We start from the raw sequence: 25,190 nt of genomic DNA, 5'->3' as shown, positions 1-25,190 counted from the left end.
CCCGCACCGGAGCGAGGGAGGCCTTGTCGACCCAGGACGGCCCACAGGAGGCCGCCGCTCCGGTGGCGCAGCGCCCTGGCCACCGGCAATGTGGGCAGGAGGAAACTCAATGGCGAGGTGGTCATGGACGGCGATTCAACAACTCCGCGTGTTGTCGTTGGTGTCGACGGCTCCGGACCCTCTCAGGAAGCTCTCCGGTGGGCAGCGCACCAGGCTCAGCTCACGGGCGCTGTCGTGGAGGCGGTGTGCGCCTGGGAAACACCCTCAGAGGTCGGTTGGGCCGGGCCGGCCACAGAGGCAGGCTTTGACCTCGAGCGTGCTCAGCTGCGCTTCTCCGAGGGGGTCCGGGCAGTATTCGGCGACGTCAAGCCGGCCGAGGTGCGCGAAATTCTTGTTCGAGGCGACCCTTCCGAAGTCTTGGTGAAGGCCTCGGCCGGGGCGGACCTGCTCGTGGTCGGCAACAGAGGCCGGGGGGGATTCGCGAGAGCAATGCTGGGGTCGGTGAGTCAGCGTTGCGCTCAGCACGCCAAGTGCCCTGTGGTGGTCGTCCAGAACCCAGTCGGCCACTCCTGAGCCGCGAGGCCGGTGAAACGGCTCCCTCGTCTTTCACATTCCGGCACCGAGGCGTACCCGACGCGCGGGTCACGTCGGGGCTGCGATGGTGGGCCCCCGGAGATCACAGTGAACATCGACGACGCCCTCCACCGCGCCGGCCAGCCTTTCCGCGACCGGAATCAGAGAGGCGTCCCGCACCGTCCCGCTGATGGTGACACGCCCCTGCACGACCTTTACGCCGATACTCTGATGCGAGACGGGAAAGAGGCGTTCGATCACTTCCTGCTTCACTTCGTCGGCGAGTTCCTCGTCCTTCCTGAGGAAGACCTTGAGCAGGTCGATCCGGCTCACGATACCTTTCAGGATTCCCCGCTCGTCCACGACCGGGAGGCGCTTGACCCGGCGGTGCACCATCAGATGAGCGGCTGCAGGCAGAGACGAACTCGCCGAGATCGTTACCGCCGGGGAGGACATGAGGTCCCGGGCCGTCACCGCTCCTGCCTTGGCATAGTCCGTAAGGCGGGCCCGCTGACCGACCATGGTCGCGTCCTCGTCCCTCAGTTCCTCCTTCAACAGCAGGTCCCCCTCTGAAATCACCCCCACGACCCGCCCTTCACCCTCCAGCACGGGCACTGCGGTGACCTGCCAACGGTTCATCGCAGCCACAACTTCCTTGAAGCGGGCATCCAGTCCGACAGCGACGACCGTATGGGTCATCACGTCCTTGACGCTGTGAGGCGTGTGGCCCTTCATGGCGTAGTCCCCTCGGAAGCGCCCGGACTGTTGCCGGGCACCACCGCTACCGGGCAGGCGGCGTGGTGCAGGACGGTGTGAGCGGTCCCGCTCAGTTGCACGCCCGGGTGCGTGTGCCGGCGCGGAGTTCCAACGACCAACAAGTCCGCCACCGCGGAGCGTTCCAGGAGAACCTTGCGCGCAGGGCCCTCCGTCGTCACTCGGCGGACCGGCACCTCTGGGTGATCGCGGACGGCAGCGGACAGCACCTCATCGAGAAGTGCGGACGCCTGAGCCTCGTGAGGGCAGGCAGTGCCACCGGCCGTTGGCGGATGGCCGGGCGCTTCGCCCGACGGGCAGCGCCAAGCGCGCACCACATCGATCCCGCACCCCCGTAGCTGTGCCTCGGCGAATGCGAACCGTACGGCTGTGGTACCCACGGGGGAGTCCCCCACACCGAGGGCTATCCTTTCGTGTCGCGCCTCAAGCCCGGCCTTGTCACCTCGCACCACGATGGCAGGACATTGTGCTCGGGCGGCGACAGCGAGGCTCACTGATCCCAGATGCAACCCTGGGATGCCGCCTCGTCCTCGAGAACCGGTGACCAGCGCGAAGGCGTGCTGTCCCTCGCTCAGCAAAGCGCTGACGGGCTCTTCTCCTGTCACGGCCGTCGTGACCAGCAGGTCGGGGGCACGACGACGGATCCGCTCCGCTGTCGAGCCGACGATGTTCTCTGCCATCGTCTTTCCCTCGGGACGCGAGAGACGAGTGGAGAGCGCGACGTCTTCATAGCGTTGCCACAAGGAAGCGTAGACGAGGCGCAGGGGCAGCGCGTGCAGCAGCGCTTCGTCTGCTGCCCAGTCGGCTGCACCAAGACTGGAGTCACTTCCGTCCACGCCGACAACCACAGGAGGAGACGGCATCGTCCTCACACCCTTCATGCGTACGTTCGACTTGCTCCTACGCTCCCACCGCTCCCGCGGCCTGTCCCAGGGGCCGACCGGGCACCTCGGGGGCCCAGGCGGCCCTGGGAGGCCGAGCAACCCCGCGCATGATGGAGGGAGACAGCGGAGACACGTGTGAGGAGAGTGGGGTCAATGAAAGGCACCGAACCGTCCCCCCCCACGTGCTGCTCAGAGACGGATCGACGTGTGGATCAGGCGGGCCGAGGCCCGAGACACGGAGCGGGTGCCAGCCCTCTACGGTGACATGTACTCACGACCGGGTCCCGTCCTGGCTCTGCGCCAATGGAGCTGTCCAGACCAGCCGCGTGCCACCGCTTGAGGGCACGCCGATCTTCACTTCGCCCCCCGCCATCTGCGCCCGTTCACGAATGTTGTTCAATCCGCTGAAACGCGCGTTTTCCGGGATACCGATCCCGTCGTCCGTCACCGTGAGTGTCAGCCGGTCGGTTGACACGGTCAGATGTACGTCGACCGAATGGGCCCGCGCATAGCGAAAGACGTTACTCAATGCCTCGACGAGCACGGCCACCGCGTGATCGGCCAGAGCGACAGGAACCCGAGTCTCCACAAGCCCATCAACCCGCAGTGCCGGCCGGAAACCAAGTGGGCCGGAGGACGCTTCCACCGCCTGCGCAATCCGGCTGCGGAGCCCTTGCCGCAGGCTGCTACCTGTCTGATGGGCACGCAGACCGAAGATGGTGGAGCGAATGATCTTGATCGTGGCATCCAGATCGTCCACCGCCCTGCGCAGCCGCTGCTCTGCCTGCGGATGGGTCACGAAACGCAGCGCGCCCTGCAGGGTCATGCCGGTAGCGAACAACCTTTGAATCGCCAGGTCGTGAAGGTCACGCGCAATGCGGTCCCGGTCCTCGAGCAGCGCCACCTGTTCGGCGTCCTTGCGGCGTTCCGCCAGTTCCATGGCCAGCGAAACCAGCCGGGTGAATTCCTCCAACGGGCCGTATTCTTCCGACGTGAAGGCGGTACCCCCTTTCCTGCGGACAAGAAGCAGAACCCCGCGCGGATCAGTGGTTCCCGAGCCGAGGGGCAGGCCTACGGCAGGTCCGAGACCGACCCAGCGCGCCGCATCAGCGATGCTCAGCGGGTCTTCTTCGATATCGTGAGTCACCGATACTCTCGGGTTGGCGAAGACGGCGCCGAGGTAACCCTCCCGCATGGGCACGAACTCCCCGTGCTGCCGTTCGGCGTCGTCACCGGTCGCCAGCGCTATCCGCAGTCTGCCGGCGCCCTCCACCGGCACCGCTATCATGCCCAAGTCCGCTGAGACGTTCTCACGTGCATGATCGAGAATCAGCCCCATCACCTCGGCGCGCGGACAACCGGAAAGCAAACTGCTCGTCACCTCTGAACCAGCCGCCAGCCAGCGTTCACGCTGACAGGATTGTTCGTAGAGGCGGGAGTTCTCAATGGCGATTCCCGCAGCAACGGCCAGGGTCATGAGGACTGCTTCGTCCTCTGCGTCGAACTCCGAGGAATTTCGTTTTTCCGTGAGGTACAGATTGCCGAACACCTTCCCGCGGACCCGGATCGGGGCTCCCAGGAACGAGTGCATCGGCGGATGGTGAGGAGGGAAACCGTATGACGCGGGGTGCTCGGAGATCTCTCGCAGCCGCAAGGGGCCGGGATGACGAACCAGCTCCCCCAGCAGGCCGTGGCCACGCGGTAGTGCCCCTATAGCTGCCCACTGCTCGTCGTCCACGCCCACCGGAATGAACTCCGAGAGCATGTGGTCCTCACCGATCACGCCGAGAGCTCCGTACTCCGCGTCCACGAGAAAGATTGCGGCCTCGACTATGCGGCCAAGAACTTGGGACAGCTCGAGTTCGCGCCCAACCGACAGCACCGCCTCCAGAAGCGTGTGCACCCGTTTCCTCGAGGTACCAGGGGCGTCGATGCGGGCCTGGAGCCGGTCCAGCAGCTCGTGCGTCGTCGGGTCGACGGTCGCCTCGCCTTCGCTCACAGCATCCTCCCGGGGCGGCTGCCCATGTCCCACCCCCACCGTATGGCGCCCCGTGCCCCAGCGCACGCTGCTCTCCTCCCACTGGAAAGACGTTCGTCGGCGCCCGCGGGAGACCGTTGGCTTCCGAGCCGAACACGGCGCGCAGGGAGATACTGGGCGAGGGCCCGTTCCGCCTGAGCCTGAAATTGGGGCTTCGATGATTGCAGGAGCAACAATGAATGGAATAGTGGCCGGCGAGGAAGGCAAGGAGCCCATCCGGGTCTTCGTGCTGGACGACCACGAAGTCGTCCGGTGCGGCCTGCGAGACCTGCTGGGCGCGGAGCCGGATCTGGCGGTGGTGGGGGAGGCCGCAAGCGCACGACAGGCCATCGATCGAGGACCGGCCTTGCGGCCCGACGTCGCGGTGCTCGACGTTCGGCTGCCTGACGGCGACGGAATCACCGTATGCAGAGAACTCCGGTCCCGCCTGCCGGATCTTGCCTGCCTGATGTTGACGTCGTTCGACGAGGAAGACGCACTGCTTGATTCCATCATGGCCGGCGCGGCCGGATACGTTCTGAAGGAAATCACGGGCACCGACCTGGTAGCGGCCATCCGTACCGTGGCCACCGGACAATCGATGCTGGACCCGGCAACCACTACACGACTCATGCACTCGCTGCGTGCCCCGGCGTCGACGCATCCCGCGGGTGACGAGCGGCTGTCCGCGCTGTCCGAACGGGAGAAAGCCGTACTGGAGCTGATCGGTGAAGGCCTTACCAACCGGCAGATCAGCAAAAAACTCTATCTCTCCGAGAAGACAGTGAAGAACCACATTTCGCGTCTGCTGGCCAAGCTCGGGGTGGAGCGCCGAGTGCAGGCTGCCGTCATAGCCACCCAGGCGCACGATCAAGAACAACTGGGAGACTGAAGGACGTTCACCCTGACCTCAGCGCGCTCACAGGGCCCGGGCCGTGAACGGGAGGGTGAGCAGGTTGGCACATTCGCCGCGGCCGTCGTCGCGCGCCCGCCAGGGCTTACGTGGATGCCCTAGACAGACATTGCGACCGCGTCGTGTGTGGGAGGCCCGAGAACCACCTTCAGCGCGCCCGTCTCGGCAGCCCTGGAGAAGACGTCATACGCCTCCTCCATCTGGGAAAGGGCGAACCGGTGCGTGACCAGGCCCGACACCGCCGGGAGCCGGCCGGCTGCCATCATGTCCAGCAACAAGGGCGTGGAGAAGGTGTCCACCAGGCCGGTAGTGATGGTCACGTCCCGAGACCAGAGACTTTCCAGGTGGAGCTCCGCAGGTTCGCCGTGAACACCGACGTTGGCGACACGTCCGCCCGGTCGGACCATGCGGGTGCACGCTTCGAAGGCCTGCGGAACGCCCACTGCCTCGATCGCGACATCCGCTCCGAGACCCTCGGTGAGATCCTGGACGAGTTGCTCGGGCGCCTCGCCGGCATCGACGGTGACATCGGCGCCTGCGGCCCGCGCGGCCTCCAGCCGTGATGCCACAAGGTCCACGGCGATGATCCGCCGCGGGGAGTACAGCCGGGCCGCAGCGATCGTGGCGAGACCGATCGGCCCCAGGCCCACCACCACGACGGTGTCCCCGGGCCTCACGCTGCCGTTCAGCACGCCCACCTCATATGCCGTCGGGAATATGTCGGCCAGCAGGACGGCGTCCTCGCCACGCACTGCGCTCGGCAGAGGGTGGAGGGACAGCTCGGCGAAAGGTACGCGCACATACTCGGCCTGAGTGCCGTTGATCAGGTGCCCCAGTATCCAGCCGCCGCCTCCGAGGCACTGCCCGAAGCGGTTCTCCCGGCAGAATCGGCAGCGTCCGCACGGTGTGATGCAGGAGACCAGAACCCGGTCGCCCGGCCGTATGCCGTGCACATCGTTGCCCGTCTCAACGACCTCGCCCACTGCCTCGTGTCCGAGAACGGTTCCCGGTTCCACCTCCGGTACGTCCCCCTTCAGGATGTGCAGGTCTGTTCCACAGATGGTGACGGCATCGACGCGAACCACCGCGTCGGCTCCATCCTGTATGCCGGGGTCAGGAACGTCCTGCCACGATGTGTGGTCCCTGCCCTGGAACACCATTGCCTTCATGGCTTGCTCCCTCCGCTCTCGGCCAGTACCAACAGACTCGCAATGCGGAGCAGGGAAAGCTTGGGCCGGTCGGTCCCCGATTGGCCCCGTCGTGTCCCTCTTGAGCGGCTGACCGGGGCGAGGTCTGTGCGAGGGGCAGGCGACGTCCCGAGGCCGGGGCTCCGCCTCGAGCATCGGGACGTCGGTGGTGAACGGGCACGGTGATCAGGACAGGACCGCAGTCTCCGGTGCGGGGGAAAGACCGAGGCAGATCGACTTGAACATGCTGACAATAAATGCAAATATTGTCAGCATGTTGGAGGCAGAGCGACTCGAGTTGATCCTGGATGCGGCGTACGCATGTTTCACCCGCCACGGCGTCAGGCGCACGACCATGGACGACATCGCACGCGAGGCGGGCATGTCTCGTCCAGGGGTCTACCAGTACGTGCGCAACAAAGAGGACGCGTTCCGCCGACTGGCATCACGCCTACTCGACGGCGCTTTGACCGAGGCGCGAAACGCGGTGGATTCCCACGGAAGCCTGCGCGACCGCCTGACCGCCGTCCTGGAGGCGAAGCTGGGACTTGCGTTGCGGCTGTGGCGTGAAAGTCCTGCACACGCGGCCGAACTGCTCGGCGTGGACACCCGCCTCTCCGTCGAACAGGTTCAGGCGTACAACGTAGCCATGCGCGACATCCTCGCCGAGGCTGTCGCCGCCGAACACGCGAACGCCGATGCAAACGAAGTAGCCGAACTCCTACTGGCTCTCACCCGCGGTCTGGAGGCGGACCTCAGCGACGCCGCCGCTCCCGTTCGGCGGCTGCGCAGCGGAGTGGCACTGCTTGTCGCCGGCCTGGACGACACACATGTCCAATCCGCAGAGAACAACCACATCGAGGAACCGTCATGACCACAGCTGTACTGATCACTGGAACTTCCTCGGGCATCGGTCGCGCCTCCGCCCTTCGACTGGCGCGCAGACCGGAGTTGACCGTCTACGCCACTGCCCGCCGACCCGAGACACTGACCGACCTGGCCGATGCGGGGGCCCGCATTCTGCCCTTGGACGTGACGGACGAGGAATCCATGACCCACGCCGTCGAGGCCGTGCAGGCTGAGCACGGCTCGGTGGGAGTCCTCGTCAACAATGCCGGCTACGGCGAGTACGGAACAGTCGAGGAAACCGGGCTGGACGGTGTGCGACGCCAGTTTGAGACAAACCTGTTCGGCCTCTCCCGTATGACGCAGCTCGTCCTCCCGGGCATGCGCGATGCGGGCCACGGCAGGATCATCAACATCGGGTCGATGGGTGGACGGATCGTTTTCCCTGTCGGCGGCTACTACCACGCCAGCAAGTACGCGGTGGAGGCCCTCAGCGACGCCCTGCGCTTCGAAGTCGCGCCCTTCGGCGTCAAGGTCAGCCTGATCGAGCCTGGTCTGATCCGCACCTCCTTCGGTGACACCGCAGCCCACACCTTGGCCGAGTCCGCCGTTCCGAGTAGCCCTTACGCGGCACTGAACGCGGCTGCCGACCAACAGATGGCCAGGTCTTATACCTCGACGGCTCTGTCCGCACCACCCGAGACCGTCGCCAAGGCGATAGAGCACGCCGCCACCGCCTCCCGGCCCAAAATCCGCTACGTAGTCACGCCCGCGGCCAAGGCGCTCATTCATCTCCGGCGCCTGCTCGGCGCCCGAGTCTTCGACACCTACCTGCGCCTGCAGTTCAGGTCCGCCGCATGACCGCCTCCACCGGCATGCCTCTTGGTGCAGAGCCGCGGACGGCATGACGAACCTGCGGGATGCCCCGGACGAGCGCGGTCCGGACTGTGTCCACACCGTGCAGCTACTGCTGGGCACCTGAGGCGATGCGCTTCGAGCAGCCCTTGCCTCGCGAGCTGAACGCCGTTGTTACCTCCTAGTTGTTCCGGCTGGAGGAGCGGGCAGGTGACCTCGGTCTGAGTCAGCGGCTGGAACCAGTGTGGATGCGAGCCACGCGGCGCCCGACGGCACCCACTACCTGTGGCCGGCCCTCTGGCACTCCCTGTCCCACCTGCCGGAGACTTCCGGTCACCTGCGATGCGAACTCCTGATTACTCTGCCGCGCCAGGCGACTCGAATTTCGGCAGCAGCACCTCGATCACCGCCCACAGTTCGTCCTCGACCACCACGGCTTCGGCCGAGCCACCCGCACCCCGCGATCTACGCTCCCGGAGTGATCCGATCACCCTGGAGATCATTTCATTAGGGTGCGAGGCCGGTGTGTACCGCGGCGGGGCGGGGGCGGTACTCCTCGGCTACCCGACGCCGTGTTCCTATATCGTGCGCCGATACAGGAATCCGCAATGGCGCTGGGCCCCTGGTGGAGGAGCGAGCGATGGGTACGGTGGCGTCTGCCGAAGCGGGGGAGCTGAGGCGGCGTCTGGGCGTGTTCGACGCCGTGGTGATCGGGCTCGGGTCGATGCTCGGCGCGGGGATCTTCGCCGCGCTTGCCCCGGCCGCGTCGGCGGCCGGGTCCGGGCTGTTCCTGGGCCTGGCGCTGGCCGCGGTGGTGGCGTACTGCAACGCCACCTCCTCCGCGCGACTGGCCGTGCGCTACCCGCGGTCGGGCGGCACCTACGTCTACGGCCGTGAGCGGCTCGGTGACTTCTGGGGATACCTGGCCGGGTGGGGCTTCGTGGTCGGCAAGACCGCCTCGTGCGCGGCGATGGCTCTCACCGTCGGCTCCTACGTGTGGCCCGGCCAGGCGCACGCGATCGCGGTCGCGGCGGTGGTGGCGCTGACGGCGGTGAACTATGTGGGGGTGCAGAAGTCCGCGTGGCTGACGCGTGGGATCGTCGCCCTGGTCCTGGCGGTGCTCGCCACTGTGGTGACCGTTTGCCTGACCGGTGGAGCCGCCGAGACCGCGCGGCTCAGGATCGGCGCGGACGCCACCTTCGGCGGAGTGCTCCAGGCGGCCGGGCTGCTGTTCTTCGCCTTCGCCGGTTACGCGCGCATCGCCACCCTCGGAGAGGAGGTCCGCGACCCGAAGCGGACCATCCCGCGCGCGATCCCGCTCGCGCTGGGCATCACGCTGGTGATGTATGCGGCCGTCGGGCTCGCGGTACTGTCCGTCCTCGGTCCGGACCGGCTCGCCCACGCCGCCGCTCCGCTGGCTGAGGCCGTGCGCACCGCCGGCGTCCCTGGGCTTGCTCCGGTGGTACGCGTCGGCGCGGCCGTCGCGGCGCTCGGGTCGCTGCTGGCGCTGATCCTGGGGGTCTCGCGCACCACCCTGGCGATGGCCCGCGACAGGCACCTGCCGCATGTCCTGGCCGCCGTTCATCCCCGCTCCAAGGTGCCGCACCGCGCCGAACTCGCGGTCGGCGCTGTCGTCGCCGTGCTGGCCGCCACCACGGATGTGCGCGGAGCGATCGGCTTCTCCTCCTTCGGCGTGCTGGCCTACTACGCCATCGCCAACGCCTCCGCGCTCACTCTCACCCGTGACGAGGGCCGCCCCGCCAGGATCGTGCCAGTCACCGGCACCGCTGGCTGCCTGGTCCTGGCCTGCGCCCTGCCGCCGGCCTCAGTGCTGTGGGGAGCTGCGGTGATGGCGTTCGGTGCCGCCGCCTACGGCCTGCGCAAGGCGGCCACTCGCCGCGCCTGACGGGGCGGTCCGGCTACGGGCGGGTCCGGTCGGCGCCGGGCAGAACCTCGCGGGCCCCTGCCCGCCGGTCCCTGCGGCGGTTCACCGCACATCAACACGCACTATCGCGATGTTCACGTCGACCGACAGCACTGCGACGTTCGCGATCGGACGGGAACAGCAACCCCTCCAGCCGGAGCAAGATCTCATTCACAGCCCCGAATTGTCGGCCCACCCACTCCCGTCACGGCTCGTTTTGAGGCAACTTCCCGAGGCACGCAGGGAGTCCAGTCGTCACTCACAGTGCATGGATCACGCAACCTGAGCCAGAACCCATTCTCGTGAACAAAGCCAGCCGGCAGTGGACCTGACTGGGGACCTGACAGGTACTCAGTCACGCCGCGAGGAGTGCGGGCATGCGCTCGACCGGGGTCCGCCGGCCGAGCGTTCTGTGTGGCCGCCCGGTGAGCTCGGACGCGACGGTGTTCATTGAGCTTCTTCGAGTTGGCCACCGATCGGGTGAATGCGACTGAGCGCTTCAGTGTCGAGTGGGCGGCTGCAGCGTCCGGTGCCAGCAGCTTGGTGAGCCGGGACAAGGGTCCACTCGTGCTTACCGGCCTGAACGCCAACCCGGCGGCAAGGCCGGTGAGCGACGATCAAGCTGTTGTCAGCCGCTGGCTCTAAGGTCGGCCCTATGACATCAGACCTGGTCCAGGACTCATGGACTCGCATAGACGGCTGGCTGCGCGAGCACGCGCCCCGCACTTTTGCCACGCTTCGGCCGCCCGCAGGAGACGAGGAGATCGCAGCAGCGCAACAGGAACTGGGGGTCGCCTTTCCTCCGGACCTGGTCGCTTCACTCCGACGGCACAACGGGGCGCTGGAGGGACCTGAGGCTTTCCGGTTCAGTACGGGCGACCGGCTGCTCGGAGTGAGCGGAATCCTCGGGGACACCGGGTTCATGCGCGGCATCGACCAGGGCCTCGACGGGGAGACCGAGGGCTACTGGCTTCACGACTACGTGAAGTTCGGTTCTTACGACGTGACGTCGGACGGTCTTCTGATGGATTGCCGTACAGGGCGGGACTCCTTCGGCGCGATCGGGCGATTCTTCGACGAGACCGGCACCAGTTTCGGGCAGGCCGACTCGCTGGGTGGGTATCTGACCGAATTGGCCGACACGCTTGAGCGCGGCCAGGAGGCTGGTGTCGTCACCTTCAACGGCCGACTGTTCTGGGAGGCGCCTCTGCCTGCCAGGCCGGACTGCAGTGCCGACGAGCCCCTTCCCGGACCGGATGAGCAGCTGCCAGAGCTGGGTCTGTCCTACAGTCCCACCGACCTGCTCCACGTGAGCCACCTGGACGGGCATGAGGAACTCGGTGCGCTGATCGCAGTCCTGCCGTATGAGCAGGTGGTTGAGGCCGCGCGGAAGCAGCTGCGCAGACTGGCGGTCGAATCGGGGCTGAACAACTACCCCGAGGTCAAGGCAGCCCTGGACGCGTGGGAGCGTGGTGTGGCCCTACCGCAGCCGGACCAAACCGGCCCGCTCGCCTTGCGACTCCGCGCGGTGCTCGCACAGGCCGACACCGGCCGAGACGTTACTCGCAGGTGGGCCGCGGAGAAAATAGCCCTCGGGTTCTGGGGATCCCCCTACAGATCCGTGTGCGAGAGCGCGGAGACCCGGAGCCACTTCACTCTCGACTGGCGTGCGGACCTGCATGCGGACTTGGGCAATCCGCCACTGCCACCGATACCTGACGACCGATTTTGGGGGACGCTGCGCAACCCCGCCATCGACTCCAGTTGGTACGCGGCTCAGTACACCCAAGATCAGGACTGACCCCAGGGGTTTCGGTTCCGCGTAAGTGCTTCATGCGGCGGTCATCGCCAGGCGAAGCGCTCACTGAGCTTCTTCAGCGCTGCCGCTCCAACGTGAGGATGGCCTTGACGATTGACGTCATGCGGTTGGGGCTGCACCGGGACCTGCGGAAGATCCGCCAGGACGCAAGGATCGCGACACCGCGTTCAACGGGCGCTCGTGCTGCGGCCAGCGCCCGGTTGAGGCTCTTTTCGGTGGGAGTAAGTTCCTGGAGTGGCTTGCGTTTGATGCCGGTCGTCAGCCACGGTCCGCCACCTTGGTAGGCGAGGTCGGCCAGAATGGGAACGCCCTGGCGCTCGCAGATCCGGATGATCCGGTGGGTGCGGGCGGCGGTCAGGTCGTGTGTGCGGCCCGGCAGGGCGGGCGAGAGCCACAGCAGCCGGCCTCCGGGGTCGGTGACGACCTGCACGTTCACGCCGTGGCGCCGGTGTTTGTGTGAGTAGTCGGCCCGGCCGTCGCCGACACGGTCGCACTCGGCGAGGGTGCCGTCGAGCAGGACGAAGTCGGGATCGTGCTCGCGCAGCGTCTTGAGCAGACCCGGTGCTCGTTCGGCAAGCAGGTCGACGACCGTGCTGGTGTAGGCGTGGGCGGTTGACTCGCTGATGCCGAACCCGGCGGCGATCTTCGCAAGAGGGGCCTTGACCCCGAATCCTGAACACGGCTTATGCGGCTTGTGCCAGCGTAGTTGGTGTGAGGTGGAAGGCGTTCTCGAAGGCGATCGGTGATCGTTGTCCGAGGCGGGAGTGTCGGCGTCGGGTGTTGTAGCGGTGGAGCCATCTGAAGGCGTCGAGTCGCGCCTCACGCTCGTCTGGCCAGCTCTTTCGTCCCTGCAAGGTCTCGCGTTTGAAGGTCGCGTTGAAGGATTCGGCGAGTGCGTTGTCCGCGCTGGAACCGACCGCGCTCATGCTTTGCCGAACCCCTGCTGACCTGCATGCTTCGGCGAATGCTCTGCTCGTGTACTGGGCTCCGTGGTCGGTGTGCATGATCGATCCGGCGAGGCTGCCGCGGGTGCGGATCGCCGCGGCCAGGGCGTCGGTGACGAGGTCCGCGCGCATGTGGTCGGCGATCGCCCAGCCGGCCAGACGGCGCGAGGCGAGGTCGATGACGGTCGCCAGGTAGCAGAACTTCCCGCCGTCGATGGGCAGGTAGGTGATGTCGCCGACGTACTTCGTGTTCGGCCTGTCCGCTGTGAAGTCGCGGCCGATCAGGTCCGGGGCCTTGGCCGCAGCCTGATCTGGGACGGTGGTGCGGTGCCGGCGGCGAAGGCGGACTCCTTCGATCCCGGACACCCTCATGATCCTGGCGACCCGCTTGCGGTTGACCGCCTCACCGTTCTCCTCGCGAAGCTCGGCAGTGATCCTGGGGGCGCCGTAAGTGCCGTCCGATTCCTGATGCACCGCCCGTATCCGGGCCGCCAGGCGGGCATCAGCCGCCCGCCTGGCGGCCCGGTCGGCGGCCGTCCGTTGCCAGTAGTAGAAGCTCGAGCGGCTGACTCCGAGGATGCTGCACAGCCGCTTCACGCCGTGACGGCGCTGGAGGTCGGCGACACACTGGAAGCGGTTCACCAGCGCGTCTCCCCGGCGAAATACTTCGCCGCTTTGCGCAGGATCTCCCGTTCCTCCTCCAGCTCACGGACCTTCTTCCGCAAGGCTGCGTTCTCCACTTCCAGCGGGGCCGGCGGCTGAGAGGGTTCCTGCGTCCGCCGTCCCCGAGGACGGCTTACTCCGGCTGCCCGAACCCAGTTCCGCAACGTCTCCGGGTTGATCCCCAGATCGGCGGCGACCGACCTGATCGTCGCTTCGGGCCGCGACTCGTACAGCGCGACCGCGTCCGCCTTGAACTGCGGCGGGTAGTTCTTCATCACCACGAGATGTCCGTTCTCAGATCCGCAGGATCCAGTGTCTCGTGTGTCCAACATCAGGGGTCAAGGCCCGAGTGGTGTGCTCTCGTAGGTACACCAGTGCCACCATCGCCCGCTGAGACGGACGGAGCTTGCAGCGCCGGTCGCCCTCACGGGTGACAACCAGCATGGTGACCCACTCCACGAGTGCATGCGGCAGGTCGAGTGCGGCAGGATGGATGACCAACGAGGCCCCCAAGCAACGAGATTGAGACGTCAGACATCTCGATCAACAGCCCGGGGGCCTCGTTCGTTGCGCTTCACGGCCCATCACCCGATCGGTGGCCAACTCGAAGAAGCTCATTGGTCGCCGTGAGTGTGCCAGGCCAGGTCGAAGCACTTGGGAAAGTACTGCCGCCGCAGGCTGTTCGTGCTCTCGACTGAGTCACGCTGCCAAGGGCTGGCCGGGGCGCAGAAGCAGACCGCGACGTATGCCGCGACGGTGAAACTCCAGATGTCGTCGCATCTCGATGCCCTGGTCCCAGGCAGGGAACGCCGGGAGTCGGCAGGTGGTGTCCCGGAGGTTTCGATCAGCGCGTCACGGACCTGCCTGCTGCGTGGCCGTCGGGAGGTGCACCAGCGTGAGGCAGAGGGAGAACGCTCGACAGGAGTCCCGATGGCCGAGCCGTTTTGTCTGCCGATGACGAGGTCTCCTTCCCAGTGTTCCGGCATGGCCCGGCCCTCGCCCTCTGCCGGCCGGTCGCTGATCAGGATCATTGCCTGGGAAATCGTGAACCTACGAGGAGCTGGACCTCGTTGAGGGAGTGGCAGGCGCGTCGTCTGTCCAGGGACCGCCGCTGAGTCGCGGATCCAAAGACTTGATTGAAGGTAGAGAATGATTCTGCAAAAGCTCACTCGGGCAGCTGCGGTAGTGGCAGCTTTGGCTGCCGTGGGTGCCGGCGTAAGCTTCGCGGCTCCGCAGTCCGCTTCGGCTGCTGCCCAGACGTCGCGTTCCGCCATGGCCACGTGGGGCGGCGCCACGGTCGAGGCTCAGGCGGACAATAATCCGGGCAGCGGTGCGGCAAGCTGGATCTGGGGCGCCGACTACAGGAGCGGTGATTCCGAGGGCGCCCTGGTGCACGTCGACTATGTAGACGGTTCCTCGGAATCCCGCGGGCCGATATTCAACGGCTCCAGCTCCGCGAACCTTTCCAAGGATATCCGGCGCTTTCAGGTTTGCTTCTACACCACATCAGGGCTGTACTACCACAACTGCAGCGCTTGGACCTACATGTAGTTTTCCGCCGCATCGAAGATCTCAAGAGGCTTTGAGTCAGGCCGTATAGCGGCTTTCGTAAGCCGGAGATCGATCTTTTGAGTATGCGGCGAGGAAGCGACCTGGGCCTTCAGGAACAGCTCCTGAAGGCCCAGTGCCTCCCTGACAAAGGCGAGCACTCTGGCTGTGACCCACAGCCCACCTGCAACCCGCGTTCACCTCGCGGGGACCCGGTCTCTGCCGCGACTGACGATACTTCGCCGCCTGTGAGGGGCTGCGAAATGGGCGCGGTCGGCCGCTCTTGGGTGTGCGACTCGCGCCGTATGTGCTCGAGCTCACGGCAGAAGCCCGTCACACGATGGTGAGGGTAACTCCCAGGGGGGCCGGCACGAGCGGGGTGCCGGCCCATGCGTCCACTGCCGGGGTGGGGCTCTGAGTATTTGTTGGCCTGGACTGTGGTGTGTCGTCCGGAGGGACTACTGGGAGCGGAGCGCTGTCACGGTGAACGTGTCACCGCAGACGACGGGCGTGGACGAACGCAGGGTGAGAGATTCTTTGAGTCCGGGCGGGTACACCTTGAGCAGGGTGGGCGCCGGCCAGCAGTCCGGGCCCTTGATGTCTTTGTTGAGGGTGCGCAGTGTGGCGTGTGCGCTTTCGCCGGGTCCCAGTTTCACTGCTGTGCCCTGGCTACCTTCGCGGGTGGCGGGCACGCCGATCGTGCTGCCGTCGCCCCGGAGGAGTGAAACGCCTGGGAAGCCGCGCAGCGTGCAGGGGGCCTTGCCCTCGTTGATGAGCTGGAGGTCGAAGCGGATGTTGCCCGCCCCCACGTCGGCCGGGCCCAGACGCGGCTTCAGTTGGCCGGCGGTGCAGCGGTCAGGCGCCGCCACATCGCCGCTGGGCGGCCGCGTGGATGCCGACCTCGACTCGGTGGGAGGCGTCGTGGTACCCGTCGCCGTGGCGGGCGGGGAGGGGACGGGGCTCTCGGTCACCGTGGGCGAATCGGGGGCGCTGGAGGTGGGGGAAGCCCCGCTGTCGCCGTCGTCTGCGCACCCGGCGGCGGTGGCCAGCAGGGCCACCGCCGTGCACGCGACTACGGTCCGCGCGGCTCTGCGCTTCTTCGCGGAGAGGGCGCGGGCGCTGCGGAGGAACGAGGGAACGGTGCGGCGTGCATGATCTGGCATAAGGTGCAGTTTCCCATTGGTCTTCGGTTGAACCGATGATCCGGCGCTCGCACCCGTGTGTCGTGTGTTGCGTGCGAGTCACGCGAGCGAGACCTGCGGAAAGCAGCCTCTCGCTCAGGAGCCGGCCGCCGACAACAGCCGGTCCGGCGACCCAAACCGAAGGCCGGGGTAACGCCCCCCGCCTCGTGCCTGTCCGTGCTGCTGGGTGAGGGGGAGAAACCCGGCTGGAGCTGTGCAGGCCTTCACCTCCCGCCGGGCACCTCCCGCCGGGCAGGAAAGACGTGCTCCACGTGCATTCGTGGGTCACTCGCCAGGAACTGCGGATCGCGATCGTGCCCGTCATCGAGAAGACCTACCACCACCACCGGAGTCGTCGGCAAGCCGCACTCAGCCGGCTGACCTCGGTTGAAATCGAAACCGTCATGGACCACACCGGCCCTCCGGGCTGTGTGTGCTTGAACTGGTCACTCAACTCTGCGCAGGACCCGACTGCTGGAGCTCGCCTGCAACATCGTCTGCATCCGGCGCCTTGGCCGGTCATTCTGAGGCGATCAGCAAGCCGTACCGGACTACGGTTCAACGGGTGGTCTTCCTGGGCCCGCCGGGCCGGAGGTCCTGCGACCTCCGGCCCAGCCGGTTCCAGGAGCCGTTCGGGCAGCACCACGACGCGTGGCTCAGGCGGCCTTGCCGACCTCGGTGAGCAGCTTGACCAGAGCGTCGGCCGTCGGACCCGAGGAGGCGGGGCTCTGACCGGTGATCAGAAGGCCGTCCTGGACGACGTGCGGCTGCCAGTCCTCGCCTTGGGAGTAGACGCCGCCGAGCCTCTTGAGTTCATCCTCGACCAGGAACGGGACGACCTCGGTCAGCTCGACTGCGGCCTCCTCCGAGTTCGTGAACCCAGTGACCTTCTTGCCCTGGACCAGCGGTGTGCCGTCCTCGTTTGTGGCGTGGCGAAGTGCAGCGGGGGCGTGGCAGACCAGTGCGAGCGGCTTGCCCGAGCGCAGAGTGGTCTCGATGAGCTGGATGGAGTGCTTGTCCTCGGCCAGGTCCCACATCGGGCCGTGCCCTCCGGGGTAGAAGACCGCGTCGAAGTCATCGGCCGCGACCGAGTCGAGGCGTACGGTGTTCGCCAGGGCGGCCGTCGCCTCGGGGTCGGTCTCGAAGCGGCGGGTCTGGTCGGTCTGGAAGCCCGGCTCGTTGCTCTTGGGGTCCAGCGGGGGCTGTCCGCCCTTCGGTGACGCGAGCACGATGTCTGCGCCGGCTTCCTTGAGGCGGTAGTACGGAGCGGCGAGCTCCTCAAGCCAGAAGCCTGTCTTGAGGCCGGTGTTGCCGAGCTCGTCGTGCGAGGTCAGGACCATGAGGACCTTCATGTTGCTACTCCTTAAGTAGACCGGTCGTCTCCTGCGGAGCAGTTCTGACCCTGGCGATCCCCGCCAGGGGGACATCCCCTCCGCAGCTGCATACGGATGAACAGTCAATTGGCCAGACATGTTCCGCAGTTGACTTCGCGTCACACGTGATCTGGGACACGCAGGGCGCCCGGCAGCCGCCCCGGGCGCGCCGGTGACGACCAGATACCTCCCCCTCGGGTGCGGAACCCGCCGCTTCGGAGTCGGTCTCACACGTCGCCGAACTGCGCTCCGCTGTCGGTGGTGCCGTACATCCGGGAGCGGATCTGCTCGTTCACGCTGTTGGCGTCTGCCGGGTCCTGTCTGGGAAATGCCGGGGCCTACACCGGATGGTGCAGCTCCGGGGGTGTCCGGGCCGACACCACCGCGCCTTCGCCCGACCGGACGCATCCGCCAGGAGATCGGACTCGCCTTCCCGGCCGACATGCTGAAGTCCAGCGGCAAGAAGTACTACCCCGCCCTCGGCCAGCCTCCGGACGATCTCGTTCGTTCTGACGGACCGGCGGGTAGACGCTCATGTGACACCAAGGCCTGCTGCCCAGGATCCGGGCACCGTCCTACCATGCAAGCGTCTTTGACCGCCGCACCGCAGGATCCTCACCGAGCGGCCACATCCGCCCACACCACCCGTTCACCGACAAGGAGCCACGTACATGAGCTCGCTGTTGCGCGAAAGCCAACTCGCACACGAAGCGAACGTGGTGTGGCTGGAAGCCCTCGGCTCCACAACAGATCGCCGAGGGCTGTGTGCTGAGCTCCTTGCGCACGTCCAGGCAGTGCAGCCGGACACCGGGCTGCTCGGATCCCGTTCCGTACGGTCCTACGTCGCGGCGCCCGCCGTCCCAACGGATCCCACCGCACCCGGCGGCGCCGAAGGTAAGGCCTGACGATCTGAGCCACTACCGGGAATCAGGCCGCGACGAGCTCCTGCTCGCAGTCCGGCGTTTTGACCTTGGGCTTCTTGTTCGGGAGCGAGAGCCGGAAAACCTTGTGCCACGCGGACACCACCTGCTTGGGCAGCGGCCCGGTGACGTACTCCAGCTCGTACTTCTCGAACAGCGCGCGCACCTTCACCGCGACCTCGGCGTACCGGTTGCTCGGCAGGTCCGGGAACAGGTGGTGCTCGATCTGGTGCGACAGGTTGCCGGTCATGAAGTGCATGGCCCTGCTGCCGCTGATGTTCGCCGAGCCCATCATCTGGCGCAGATACCACTGGCCGCGCGTCTCACCCTTGATCGACCGGCGCTCGAAAACCTGCACGCCCTCGGGGAAGTGCCCACACATGATCACCGAGTGGGTCCAGATGTTGCGGACCAGGTTCGCGGTGAACGTGGCGGCGAGTGTGGTGAGGAACGAGGGGCCCGACAACAGCGGGTGGATCACGTAGTCCTTGAGCACCTGCTTGCGGATCTTGCGGCCCACGGCCTTGGCCCGCGCGCGGAACTCCGGGTTCTTGCGGCGGCGCTTGGGCAGGTTCTTGCCGAGCTCCAGGTCGTACGCTGCGATGCCGTACTCGAAGAAGCAGGCGTTGATGAAGTTCCACAGCGGCTGACCGAGGTGGAACGGGTGCCAAGTCTGGTCCTCGTCGACGCGCATGATGCCGTAGCCGAGGTCGTTGTCCTTGCCGATCACGTTGGTGTACGTGTGGTGGAGCTCGTTGTGCGAGTGCTTCCACTGCTCGGACGGCGAGACGTGATCCCACTCCCAGGTGGTGGAGTGAATCTTCGGGTCTCGCATCCAGTCCCACTGGCCGTGCAGGACGTTGTGGCCGATCTCCATGTTATCCATGATCTTCGCCACGGACAGACCGGCGGTACCGAGCAGCCACGCGGGCGGGAAGAACGAGAACAGCAGCACGCCCCTGCTGACCAGCTCAAGCTTGCGCTGCGCCGAGATGACCTTACGGATGTAGGCGGCGTCCTTCTCACCGCGGCTGGCGATCACCGCGTCGCGGATCGCGTCCAGCTCGCGGCCGAGCTCCTCGATCTGCTCCGCGGTCAGGTGGGCGGTGGGGTCGATGGCGGTCAAGGTGCTCCTACCGTTCGATGTCGCAGGGGCCCGCCGCGGCGGACACGCAGGTCTGGATGAGGACGCCCGGCTCGGCTTCGGTGATCTCGCCGGTGCGCAGGTCGCGGACAGCGCCCGCCTTGAGCGGCGTGACGCAGCCGAAGCAGATGCCCATGCGGCACCCGGAGGGCATCAGCACGCCGGCCTCCTCGCCGATGTCGAGCAACGGCGTGGCGCCGTCCGCGTCGACGGTCATGCCGGTGGCGCTGAACGTGACCTCGCCGCCGTCACCGGCGACGACGATGCTGGGGCGGAAGCGCTCGGTGTGCAGGCGCTCCTGTACGCCGTGCTCGGCCCAGTGCCCTTCGGCGGCGTCGAGCAGGCCCGCGGGCCCGCAAGCCCAGGTCTCGCGCTCGGCCCAGTCGGGCACGAGTTCGTCGAGACGGGCGATGTCGAGAATGCCGTCTGTGTCGGTGTGCACCTCGGTGAGCCGCAGCTTCTTGTCCGCGACCAGGTCGTGCAGTTCGCTGCGGAAGATCACGTCTTGAGGCCGCGGCGCGCAGTGGACCATGACGACGTCGTCGAACTCGATGTCGCGCAGCATGCCCATCACGGGCGTGATGCCGCTGCCGGCCGTCAGATAGAGCACCTTGGTGGGCGTTACCAGCGGCAGCACGAAGTCACCGGTCGGCTGATCGAGCTGGACCAGCGTGCCCGGTTTCGCACGTCGGACCAGGTGGTTGCTGACCCTGCCGTCCGGGATTGCCTTCACGGTGATCGTGACGCGGCCGTCCTGGCGGTTTGTCGGCGAGGTGATGGAGTAGGCACGCCACAGACGCACCCCGTCGACGTCGACCCCGATCCGTACGTACTGACCGGCTGTGTGGCCGCGCCAGCTCCGCCCCGGCCTGATCACGACAGTCGCGGCGTCGCCCGTCTCAGGGTGCACGGCCTCGATGCGCCCACGCAGGTCAGCGCCCGCACGCAGCGGACTGACCAGGTCGAGGTAGTCCGACGGCACCAGCGGCGTCGTGACCATCTCCAGCAGTTTCCACGCCCTGCTACGGAGGGCTGCACTCGTCATGACACCAGCTTGCTGCGCTCCAAGGCGTAAAGTCCTGTCCCCAGGACGTAAATCTGGTCGGAAAAATTGTTCGCAGGGAACAAAAACGTGAGTCATGCAATCCGGAGGGCCAGCGAACTGGACCTCAATGAGACGACGGTCACCGCCCTTCGGGCCGCGCTGAAGACCACCGCCGACGAGGTCGTCCAGGCGATCATCGACGAGGTCCCTCCCTACGCCAACGCCCTTACGGGCCACATGGGCGGCACCATCCGCCGAGCCGTCCACACCGCCCTGGGGCACTACCTGGACCTCGCGAGCGGGAGCGCCACAGGCGGCGACGCCGGTGACGCAGCCTACGAGCTGGGCCGCGGCGAGGTGCGCGACGGTCGTTCGATGGACGCCCTACTCAGCGCCTACCGCGTCGGCGCCCGCGTGGCCTGGCGATGCCTGGCAGCGGGTGCCGTACCCGCAGGTCTGCCCGCCGCCGAGGTCGCCAAGTTCGCCGAGCTGACCTTCGCCTACATCGACGAGCTCTCCGCTGCGAGCGCCGCGGGCCACGCCGACGAACTGGCGGCCCGTGGCAGGGCCCACGAGCGCCACCTGGAACACCTGGCCCGCGACCTCCTCGCCGGCGCGAGCCCGGACGTACTGATGGCCTCAGTTCAACGGGCCGGGTGGCAGCTTCCGGTTTCGCTGACCGCGGTCCTGCTGCCCGCCGCCCAGGCCCGGCCTGCCTACCGCGGACTCGACCCAAGCACCCTCGTCCTCGACGATCTGCCGGACGCCACCGGTGTGCTGCTCGTTCCCGATGCCGACCGATCACATCTCTTGCGGCAGCTGACCGACCGCAGCGCCGTGGTCGGCCCTGCCCGGCCATGGACTCGTGCGTCCGCCTCGTACGCACGGACCATACGCGCGCGCTCCCTCTCCTCTGATATTCGCGACACCGAGGACCACCTGCCCGAGCTGGTGCTGAGCGCCGACGCGGACGCGTTGGCAGACCTGCGTGCCCGAGCCCTCGCACCGTTGCGGGCCCTGCCTGTCGCGACCGCACGGCGGCTGGAGGACACGTTGCGGGCGTGGCTGCTGCACCAGGGCAGGCGGGATGAGGTGGCGGCGGCGTTGTTCGTCCATCCCCAGACGGTCCGGTACCGGATGTCGCAGCTGCGGGAGCTGTTTCCGGATCTCGCCTCGCCACACCGGGTCCTTGAACTGACTCTGGCGGTCGGTTTTCGGGACAACTGACGCGTCCTTCGACCGTCCACGACCGCGTCCGCGAGCGTCCGGAAATTGTGCCTCGTTCTCGGTGCCATCAGCTGGCTCATGCGGCCCGGGGAAGAGCGGTATCAGCCAGCTGAGACCGGAGGTTGATGTGAAGACCAGACAAGGCTCCGGGAAGCCCGTCGGGGGGCGCTGTCTCTGAGAAGCGCTGTGGCGGATATGGCTCGGCTGGATCCAGTGGACGCATCTGCCCGCTCGTCGACGCGCTCATCGAGCATCTGGTCGGTGATCTGGGCAGCAATGCACTGGAGAACGGGTTTCATGTCGTCGTGGAGGGCGTTGTCCTGACACGACCTGGCCCATGGGCGCGCGGCGGGCCGCAGCGGGGCGGCCAGGCCCGGGCGCCAGGCGCGGGGGGGCCGGGCCGCTCGCGCGATGACCATTGTGGTTCTGCGGTGGCCCCGTGCCTGCCTTCCGACGTCAACCGGACCACCGACCGGGCCGGCCAGGCACACCGAGCGAGGGATGATGGGGATGGAATGACGGAACGCTAGGTCAGGAGATTCCATGGCGAAGCGGGTTCACCGACCCCGTGAGGACGCGGAGTTCGATTTCGTCCTCAGGATGAGCGAAGTTCCGGTCCTCGCATACTTCACCGGGACATGGCCCAAGGCAATCGAGCCCTGCCGGGTACTGGACCTCGTCGTGGGTGGCATCGCCGACGACTACACAGGCCGTCTGACGGCCGTCCGCGCCGACATCACGCGTTGTCCGGCCGCAACCGAGCGATACGGGATCACCGGAGCCCCGTCCTACGTCCTGCTGAAGGAGGGAGAGGCGGTGGCGCACGGCACGGGGCCCATGACCATCACCGAGATACGGGAGTTCCTGGACAGCCACCTCTGAGCACGCTCTGCAGGCACCGGACGCCCTTCCCGTCTTTCGTCCCCGCGCCAGCTCCTACGACCGGAGACACCGCAATGCGCTCTGACAGGCAGGGCTCGCAGCGGAGAGTCGCTGGACAGGAGCACTCGTCTACTCAGGGCCGGAAGGCCGCGCCGTGCCCTGCAACAGGCCCCCCGCGCCGCGCGCGGCGGGGGAGGGGCACCGGTGGTCCTCCTGCAGCCCGAGACCGCCGGGTGAGCGGACCTCTGCGGGCTTCAGACGATCCGTGCAACTGGTCTGCCCAACCGGTGAGCCGGCTTGTCGGTGTGGTCCCGCATGGTTGGAGTTCGCTTGGCACGAACGACGACCGTGACCCTGGACTTCAACGAGGATGAACCTGCAGTCGGGCTGGCGCGGCAGCGAGAGCTAATCCGCGCCGTCCTGAACGCCAGCAGCGCGGATGAGACGCGCTGGCTGGAGTGGAAGTCCCAGCACGGCGTGTCGAAGGCGGCGGGAGCCTTCGCTGTGTCCAAAGCGATCCTCGGCTTCGCCAACCGGATCCCTGATGGAGCGGAGCAGTGGGCTGGCGGCCACGTCTACCTCTTGGTCGGAGTTGATGACGACGCGGTCCACGGGGTTCCGACGCACGATGCGGAGAGGGCCGACAGCTGGCTGAGGCGCAACTTGGGCGAGTTCAGCCGCTACCAGTTCACGTGCGTCCCGATGGAGACCGATGAGGGGAAGCGCTACGTCATGCTCGCTGATGTCTCTCCTTCCGGGCGCCCTCTGTCGGGGCCAGCACGGCGCCGGTGCCGGCGCCGGTGGTCCTGGTGACGTCTAGGTTCACTCGCTTCGTTGCTCGGCGGTCGCGGTCCGTGAGGGCGTAGAGCTCCGCTGGACGAGCGGGTTAGGCCCTGTCGGCGTACCGGTGGAAGATGGCGCCCGGGCGGTAGCTCTCATACTCCTTGTAGAGGGGGTGAAGGGGGTCACCCCACCGGGCCGCTCCCCGGAGGGATTCCGGCAGGAGGTGGACGAGTACCTGAGCGTCTTCGACCCGAGAAAGGACCTGCTGTCCGTCAGCATGCCGGGCACCCGGCACGGCGCCTCGCTCGGTACGAAATGGGTGAAGGGCGGTAGCTCGACGGGCCAGGCCGTCGGTAACACCGTGGTGATTCAGCTGAAGTTCGTCAAGAATCACATGAAGCCCAAGACCTGGGTCGTCTACACCGCCTGCCCGGAGTGACCATTGACATACGAGACCGGCCTCGCCTGGCTCTCCGAGCAGTGCGACGATCTGACGGAACTGCGTCACGCGGAGATGGACTGCCTCATCGACAAGGGGCCCGCCTCGGCCATACTCCTGATCACCGAACGGTCGGTCCGGGAGCTCGGCCACCCCGCGTCCCTGCAATTGAGCCGTGACGTACGTCGGCTGCTGGACTCCGGCCTGTCGGACGACACGATCCGCACGGCCTGGGTCGGATCGACCGACCACGCGCTCGATCCGGCCAAGCAGCAAGTCGGAGCGCGGGAGTGGCTGGAGCGGATCGAATCGACCTGGCTCGCGGCGGAGTCGGCCCGTGATCCCGGCTTCACCCCGCCCGCTGCCGAACCCGTGACGGACGAGGCGTTGCGCGCCGCGGCGCACAGGGCGATAGCGCCGGCGGCCGCCGCGCTGACGCGGGCGCATGAGGAGGGAGAGGTGTTCAACCCGCTGCCGCTGCCCGGCCCCCTGGTACCGGCGCTGGAGCAGGTGATCACCGGGGCGTGCGCCGACCTCGGCTTCCGCCTCTTCCTGCGCGCGGTCAAACGCTATGTGCCGTCGCTGGACGGACCCTACCGGGCAGCGCTGGCGGCCCTCGGCGAACGTCTCAGCCACCCGGAGAGCGCAGTCGACCCGGGTCTCCAAAGGGACTGATGTGACGGGGGGTGGCGGGAGGTCCGTCTCGCCACCCCTCGAAGCAAACGTCAGGGCGTCGCTTCGTTCAGCCTTATCAGCGGCACCAACTCGTAAGGGCTCGAAGAGAATCAACATGTTGAGTTGATCTTCGTGGGTCTGCTGTTGGAGATGAATGCGGTGACGTCAGCGGGTGTGCGGAACCTGGCTGTCGAGGGTTGGATGGTGTGGCCGTTCTCGGCGAGGAGCGGCTGGACTTGGTGCACGGCCCTGGTGATGGTGCTGCCGTTGACTCCAAATAGCTGACCGATCAGGTCTCGAGAGCCAAGTTTGCGCAGGTAGAGCACGGTGGCCAGGACTCTGTCTGCGGTGGTCAGCCTGTCTTGGCCCCGGCGCCGCGAGCCCGGATGCGGTCTCTTCCTCGCTGCTGGGACCGCCCGTGTTCACGTAGCTCATCGAGTCCCTGGGACACCTGCTCGACGCGTTCGTCCAGCGCCGCTCGGTCATACCGGTCAGGTCCGAATTGCGCAGATCGTGAGCGCAGGGCCGTGAGGACAGGCCCTTCGGCTGGCCGCGGTCCTTTGTCCGCGCCGAC

General features: G+C 67.0%; 25 protein-coding genes and 2 pseudogenes. 13 read left to right on the top strand and 14 right to left on the bottom strand.

Annotated elements, in window-relative coordinates:
- Positions 1-123 precede the first annotated feature (123 nt).
- The gene (locus OG206_RS00935; RefSeq protein ID WP_327111142.1) at positions 124-573 is read left to right on the top strand and encodes a universal stress protein; all 450 of its coding nucleotides are present in this window, start codon (positions 124-126) and stop codon (positions 571-573) included.
- Positions 574-642: 69 nt separating this feature from the next.
- Here OG206_RS00935 and OG206_RS00930 read toward each other — a convergent pair whose 3' ends face one another.
- The 3 genes from OG206_RS00930 to OG206_RS00920 all read right to left on the bottom strand — a co-directional run bounded on the left by OG206_RS00930 (position 643) and on the right by OG206_RS00920 (position 4,230).
- The gene (locus OG206_RS00930) at positions 643-1,308 is read right to left on the bottom strand and encodes a CBS domain-containing protein (protein WP_327111140.1); all 666 of its coding nucleotides are present in this window, start codon (positions 1,306-1,308) and stop codon (positions 643-645) included.
- Positions 1,305-2,210 carry a universal stress protein gene (locus tag OG206_RS00925; RefSeq protein WP_327111138.1) on the bottom strand — a complete coding sequence of 302 codons (906 nt, stop codon included), beginning with the start codon at positions 2,208-2,210 and terminating at the stop codon, positions 1,305-1,307. The genes OG206_RS00930 and OG206_RS00925 overlap by 4 nt, the downstream gene beginning before the upstream one ends.
- Before the next feature lie 292 nt (positions 2,211-2,502).
- Positions 2,503-4,230, bottom strand: a complete 1,728-nt coding sequence (locus OG206_RS00920; protein WP_327111136.1) for a sensor histidine kinase — start codon at positions 4,228-4,230, stop codon at positions 2,503-2,505.
- A gap of 214 nt (positions 4,231-4,444) precedes the next feature.
- Between OG206_RS00920 and OG206_RS00915 the strand changes: the two genes are divergently transcribed.
- Positions 4,445-5,140 carry a response regulator transcription factor gene (locus OG206_RS00915; protein ID WP_327111134.1) on the top strand — a complete coding sequence of 232 codons (696 nt, stop codon included), beginning with the start codon at positions 4,445-4,447 and terminating at the stop codon, positions 5,138-5,140.
- Positions 5,141-5,259: 119 nt separating this feature from the next.
- Here OG206_RS00915 and OG206_RS00910 read toward each other — a convergent pair whose 3' ends face one another.
- Positions 5,260-6,330: an alcohol dehydrogenase catalytic domain-containing protein gene (locus OG206_RS00910; protein WP_327111132.1), complete on the bottom strand. Its 1,071-nt coding sequence runs from the start codon at positions 6,328-6,330 to the stop codon at positions 5,260-5,262.
- A 262-nt stretch (positions 6,331-6,592) separates the two neighbouring features.
- Between OG206_RS00910 and OG206_RS00905 the strand changes: the two genes are divergently transcribed.
- Positions 6,593-7,222 carry a TetR/AcrR family transcriptional regulator gene (locus OG206_RS00905; protein ID WP_327122145.1) on the top strand — a complete coding sequence of 210 codons (630 nt, stop codon included), beginning with the start codon at positions 6,593-6,595 and terminating at the stop codon, positions 7,220-7,222.
- Positions 7,219-8,055, top strand: a complete 837-nt coding sequence (locus OG206_RS00900; RefSeq protein WP_327111130.1) for an oxidoreductase — start codon at positions 7,219-7,221, stop codon at positions 8,053-8,055. The genes OG206_RS00905 and OG206_RS00900 overlap by 4 nt, the downstream gene beginning before the upstream one ends.
- A 350-nt stretch (positions 8,056-8,405) precedes the next feature.
- Here OG206_RS00900 and OG206_RS00895 read toward each other — a convergent pair whose 3' ends face one another.
- Entirely contained in the window at positions 8,406-8,552 is a 147-nt protein-coding gene (locus OG206_RS00895) for a hypothetical protein (RefSeq protein ID WP_327111128.1), read from the bottom strand.
- A gap of 137 nt (positions 8,553-8,689) precedes the next feature.
- Here OG206_RS00895 and OG206_RS00890 point away from each other — a divergent pair, with 137 nt between their 5' ends.
- Positions 8,690-9,955, top strand: a complete 1,266-nt coding sequence (locus OG206_RS00890; protein WP_327111126.1) for an APC family permease — start codon at positions 8,690-8,692, stop codon at positions 9,953-9,955.
- Positions 9,956-10,628: 673 nt separating this feature from the next.
- On the top strand, positions 10,629-11,774 hold the full coding sequence (locus tag OG206_RS00885; protein ID WP_327111124.1) for an SMI1/KNR4 family protein: 1,146 nt from the start codon (positions 10,629-10,631) through the stop codon (positions 11,772-11,774).
- Between the two features lie 73 nt (positions 11,775-11,847).
- On the opposite strand, the pseudogene OG206_RS00880 reads toward OG206_RS00885, so the two are convergent.
- From OG206_RS00880 to OG206_RS32545, 4 genes and pseudogenes are all read right to left on the bottom strand, one after another.
- Positions 11,848-12,444, bottom strand: a pseudogene (locus tag OG206_RS00880) (transposase family protein); the annotation flags it as partial.
- 31 nt (positions 12,445-12,475) lie between these two features.
- A protein-coding gene (locus OG206_RS00875; protein WP_327111122.1) for an IS3 family transposase occupies positions 12,476-13,680 on the bottom strand; the annotation gives its coding sequence in 2 pieces (ribosomal slippage) (positions 12,476-13,389 and positions 13,389-13,680; 1,206 coding nt in all).
- A 61-nt stretch (positions 13,681-13,741) separates the two neighbouring features.
- Positions 13,742-13,900: pseudogene (locus OG206_RS00870) on the bottom strand (IS5/IS1182 family transposase); the annotation flags it as partial.
- Positions 13,901-14,013: 113 nt separating this feature from the next.
- Positions 14,014-14,430, bottom strand: coding sequence for an IS30 family transposase (locus OG206_RS32545; protein WP_442805779.1), 417 nt, complete (start codon positions 14,428-14,430; stop codon positions 14,014-14,016).
- Between the two features lie 118 nt (positions 14,431-14,548).
- On the opposite strand from OG206_RS32545, the gene OG206_RS00865 reads away from it, so the two are divergent.
- On the top strand, positions 14,549-14,950 hold the full coding sequence (locus tag OG206_RS00865) for a hypothetical protein (protein WP_327111120.1): 402 nt from the start codon (positions 14,549-14,551) through the stop codon (positions 14,948-14,950).
- Between the two features lie 455 nt (positions 14,951-15,405).
- On the opposite strand, the gene OG206_RS00860 is transcribed toward OG206_RS00865, so the two are convergent.
- A complete protein-coding gene (locus OG206_RS00860; protein ID WP_327111118.1) occupies positions 15,406-16,110 on the bottom strand; it encodes a DUF4232 domain-containing protein in 705 nt (234 codons plus the stop codon).
- Between the two features lie 674 nt (positions 16,111-16,784).
- Complete coding sequence (locus tag OG206_RS00855; protein ID WP_327111116.1) at positions 16,785-17,480, bottom strand: type 1 glutamine amidotransferase domain-containing protein; 696 nt, start codon at positions 17,478-17,480, stop codon at positions 16,785-16,787.
- 692 nt (positions 17,481-18,172) lie between these two features.
- Between OG206_RS00855 and OG206_RS00850 the strand changes: the two genes are divergently transcribed.
- On the top strand, positions 18,173-18,406 hold the full coding sequence (locus tag OG206_RS00850; protein WP_327111114.1) for a hypothetical protein: 234 nt from the start codon (positions 18,173-18,175) through the stop codon (positions 18,404-18,406).
- A 22-nt stretch (positions 18,407-18,428) separates the two neighbouring features.
- On the opposite strand, the gene OG206_RS00845 is transcribed toward OG206_RS00850, so the two are convergent.
- Together OG206_RS00845 and OG206_RS00840 are read right to left on the bottom strand one after the other, a co-directional pair.
- Positions 18,429-19,547, bottom strand: a complete 1,119-nt coding sequence (locus tag OG206_RS00845) for a fatty acid desaturase family protein (RefSeq protein WP_327111112.1) — start codon at positions 19,545-19,547, stop codon at positions 18,429-18,431.
- 7 nt (positions 19,548-19,554) lie between these two features.
- Positions 19,555-20,565: a ferredoxin reductase gene (locus OG206_RS00840; protein WP_327122144.1), complete on the bottom strand. Its 1,011-nt coding sequence runs from the start codon at positions 20,563-20,565 to the stop codon at positions 19,555-19,557.
- A gap of 132 nt (positions 20,566-20,697) precedes the next feature.
- Here OG206_RS00840 and OG206_RS00835 point away from each other — a divergent pair, with 132 nt between their 5' ends.
- From OG206_RS00835 to OG206_RS00815, 5 genes are all read left to right on the top strand, one after another.
- Positions 20,698-21,837 (top strand): PucR family transcriptional regulator, encoded by a 1,140-nt coding sequence (locus tag OG206_RS00835; protein ID WP_327111110.1) that lies wholly within the window; start codon positions 20,698-20,700, stop codon positions 21,835-21,837.
- A 543-nt stretch (positions 21,838-22,380) separates the two neighbouring features.
- Positions 22,381-22,719 (top strand): thioredoxin family protein, encoded by a 339-nt coding sequence (locus OG206_RS00830; protein WP_327111108.1) that lies wholly within the window; start codon positions 22,381-22,383, stop codon positions 22,717-22,719.
- A 330-nt stretch (positions 22,720-23,049) separates the two neighbouring features.
- A complete protein-coding gene (locus OG206_RS00825) occupies positions 23,050-23,532 on the top strand; it encodes an AlbA family DNA-binding domain-containing protein (RefSeq protein WP_327111106.1) in 483 nt (160 codons plus the stop codon).
- A 193-nt stretch (positions 23,533-23,725) separates the two neighbouring features.
- Entirely contained in the window at positions 23,726-23,941 is a 216-nt protein-coding gene (locus OG206_RS00820; protein WP_327111104.1) for a hypothetical protein, read from the top strand.
- Positions 23,942-23,944: 3 nt separating this feature from the next.
- Positions 23,945-24,616, top strand: a complete 672-nt coding sequence (locus tag OG206_RS00815; protein WP_327111102.1) for a hypothetical protein — start codon at positions 23,945-23,947, stop codon at positions 24,614-24,616.
- 110 nt (positions 24,617-24,726) lie between these two features.
- On the opposite strand, the gene OG206_RS32540 is transcribed toward OG206_RS00815, so the two are convergent.
- Positions 24,727-24,942 carry a transposase family protein gene (locus OG206_RS32540; protein WP_442805778.1) on the bottom strand — a complete coding sequence of 72 codons (216 nt, stop codon included), beginning with the start codon at positions 24,940-24,942 and terminating at the stop codon, positions 24,727-24,729.
- Between the last annotated feature and the right edge of the window lie 248 nt (positions 24,943-25,190).

Source organism: Streptomyces sp. NBC_01341 (assembly GCF_035946055.1).
Taxonomy (GTDB): Bacteria; Actinomycetota; Actinomycetes; order Streptomycetales; family Streptomycetaceae; genus Streptomyces.
Note: the sequence above shows the minus strand (reverse complement) of the source record. Positions and strands in the feature narration are given on the sequence as shown.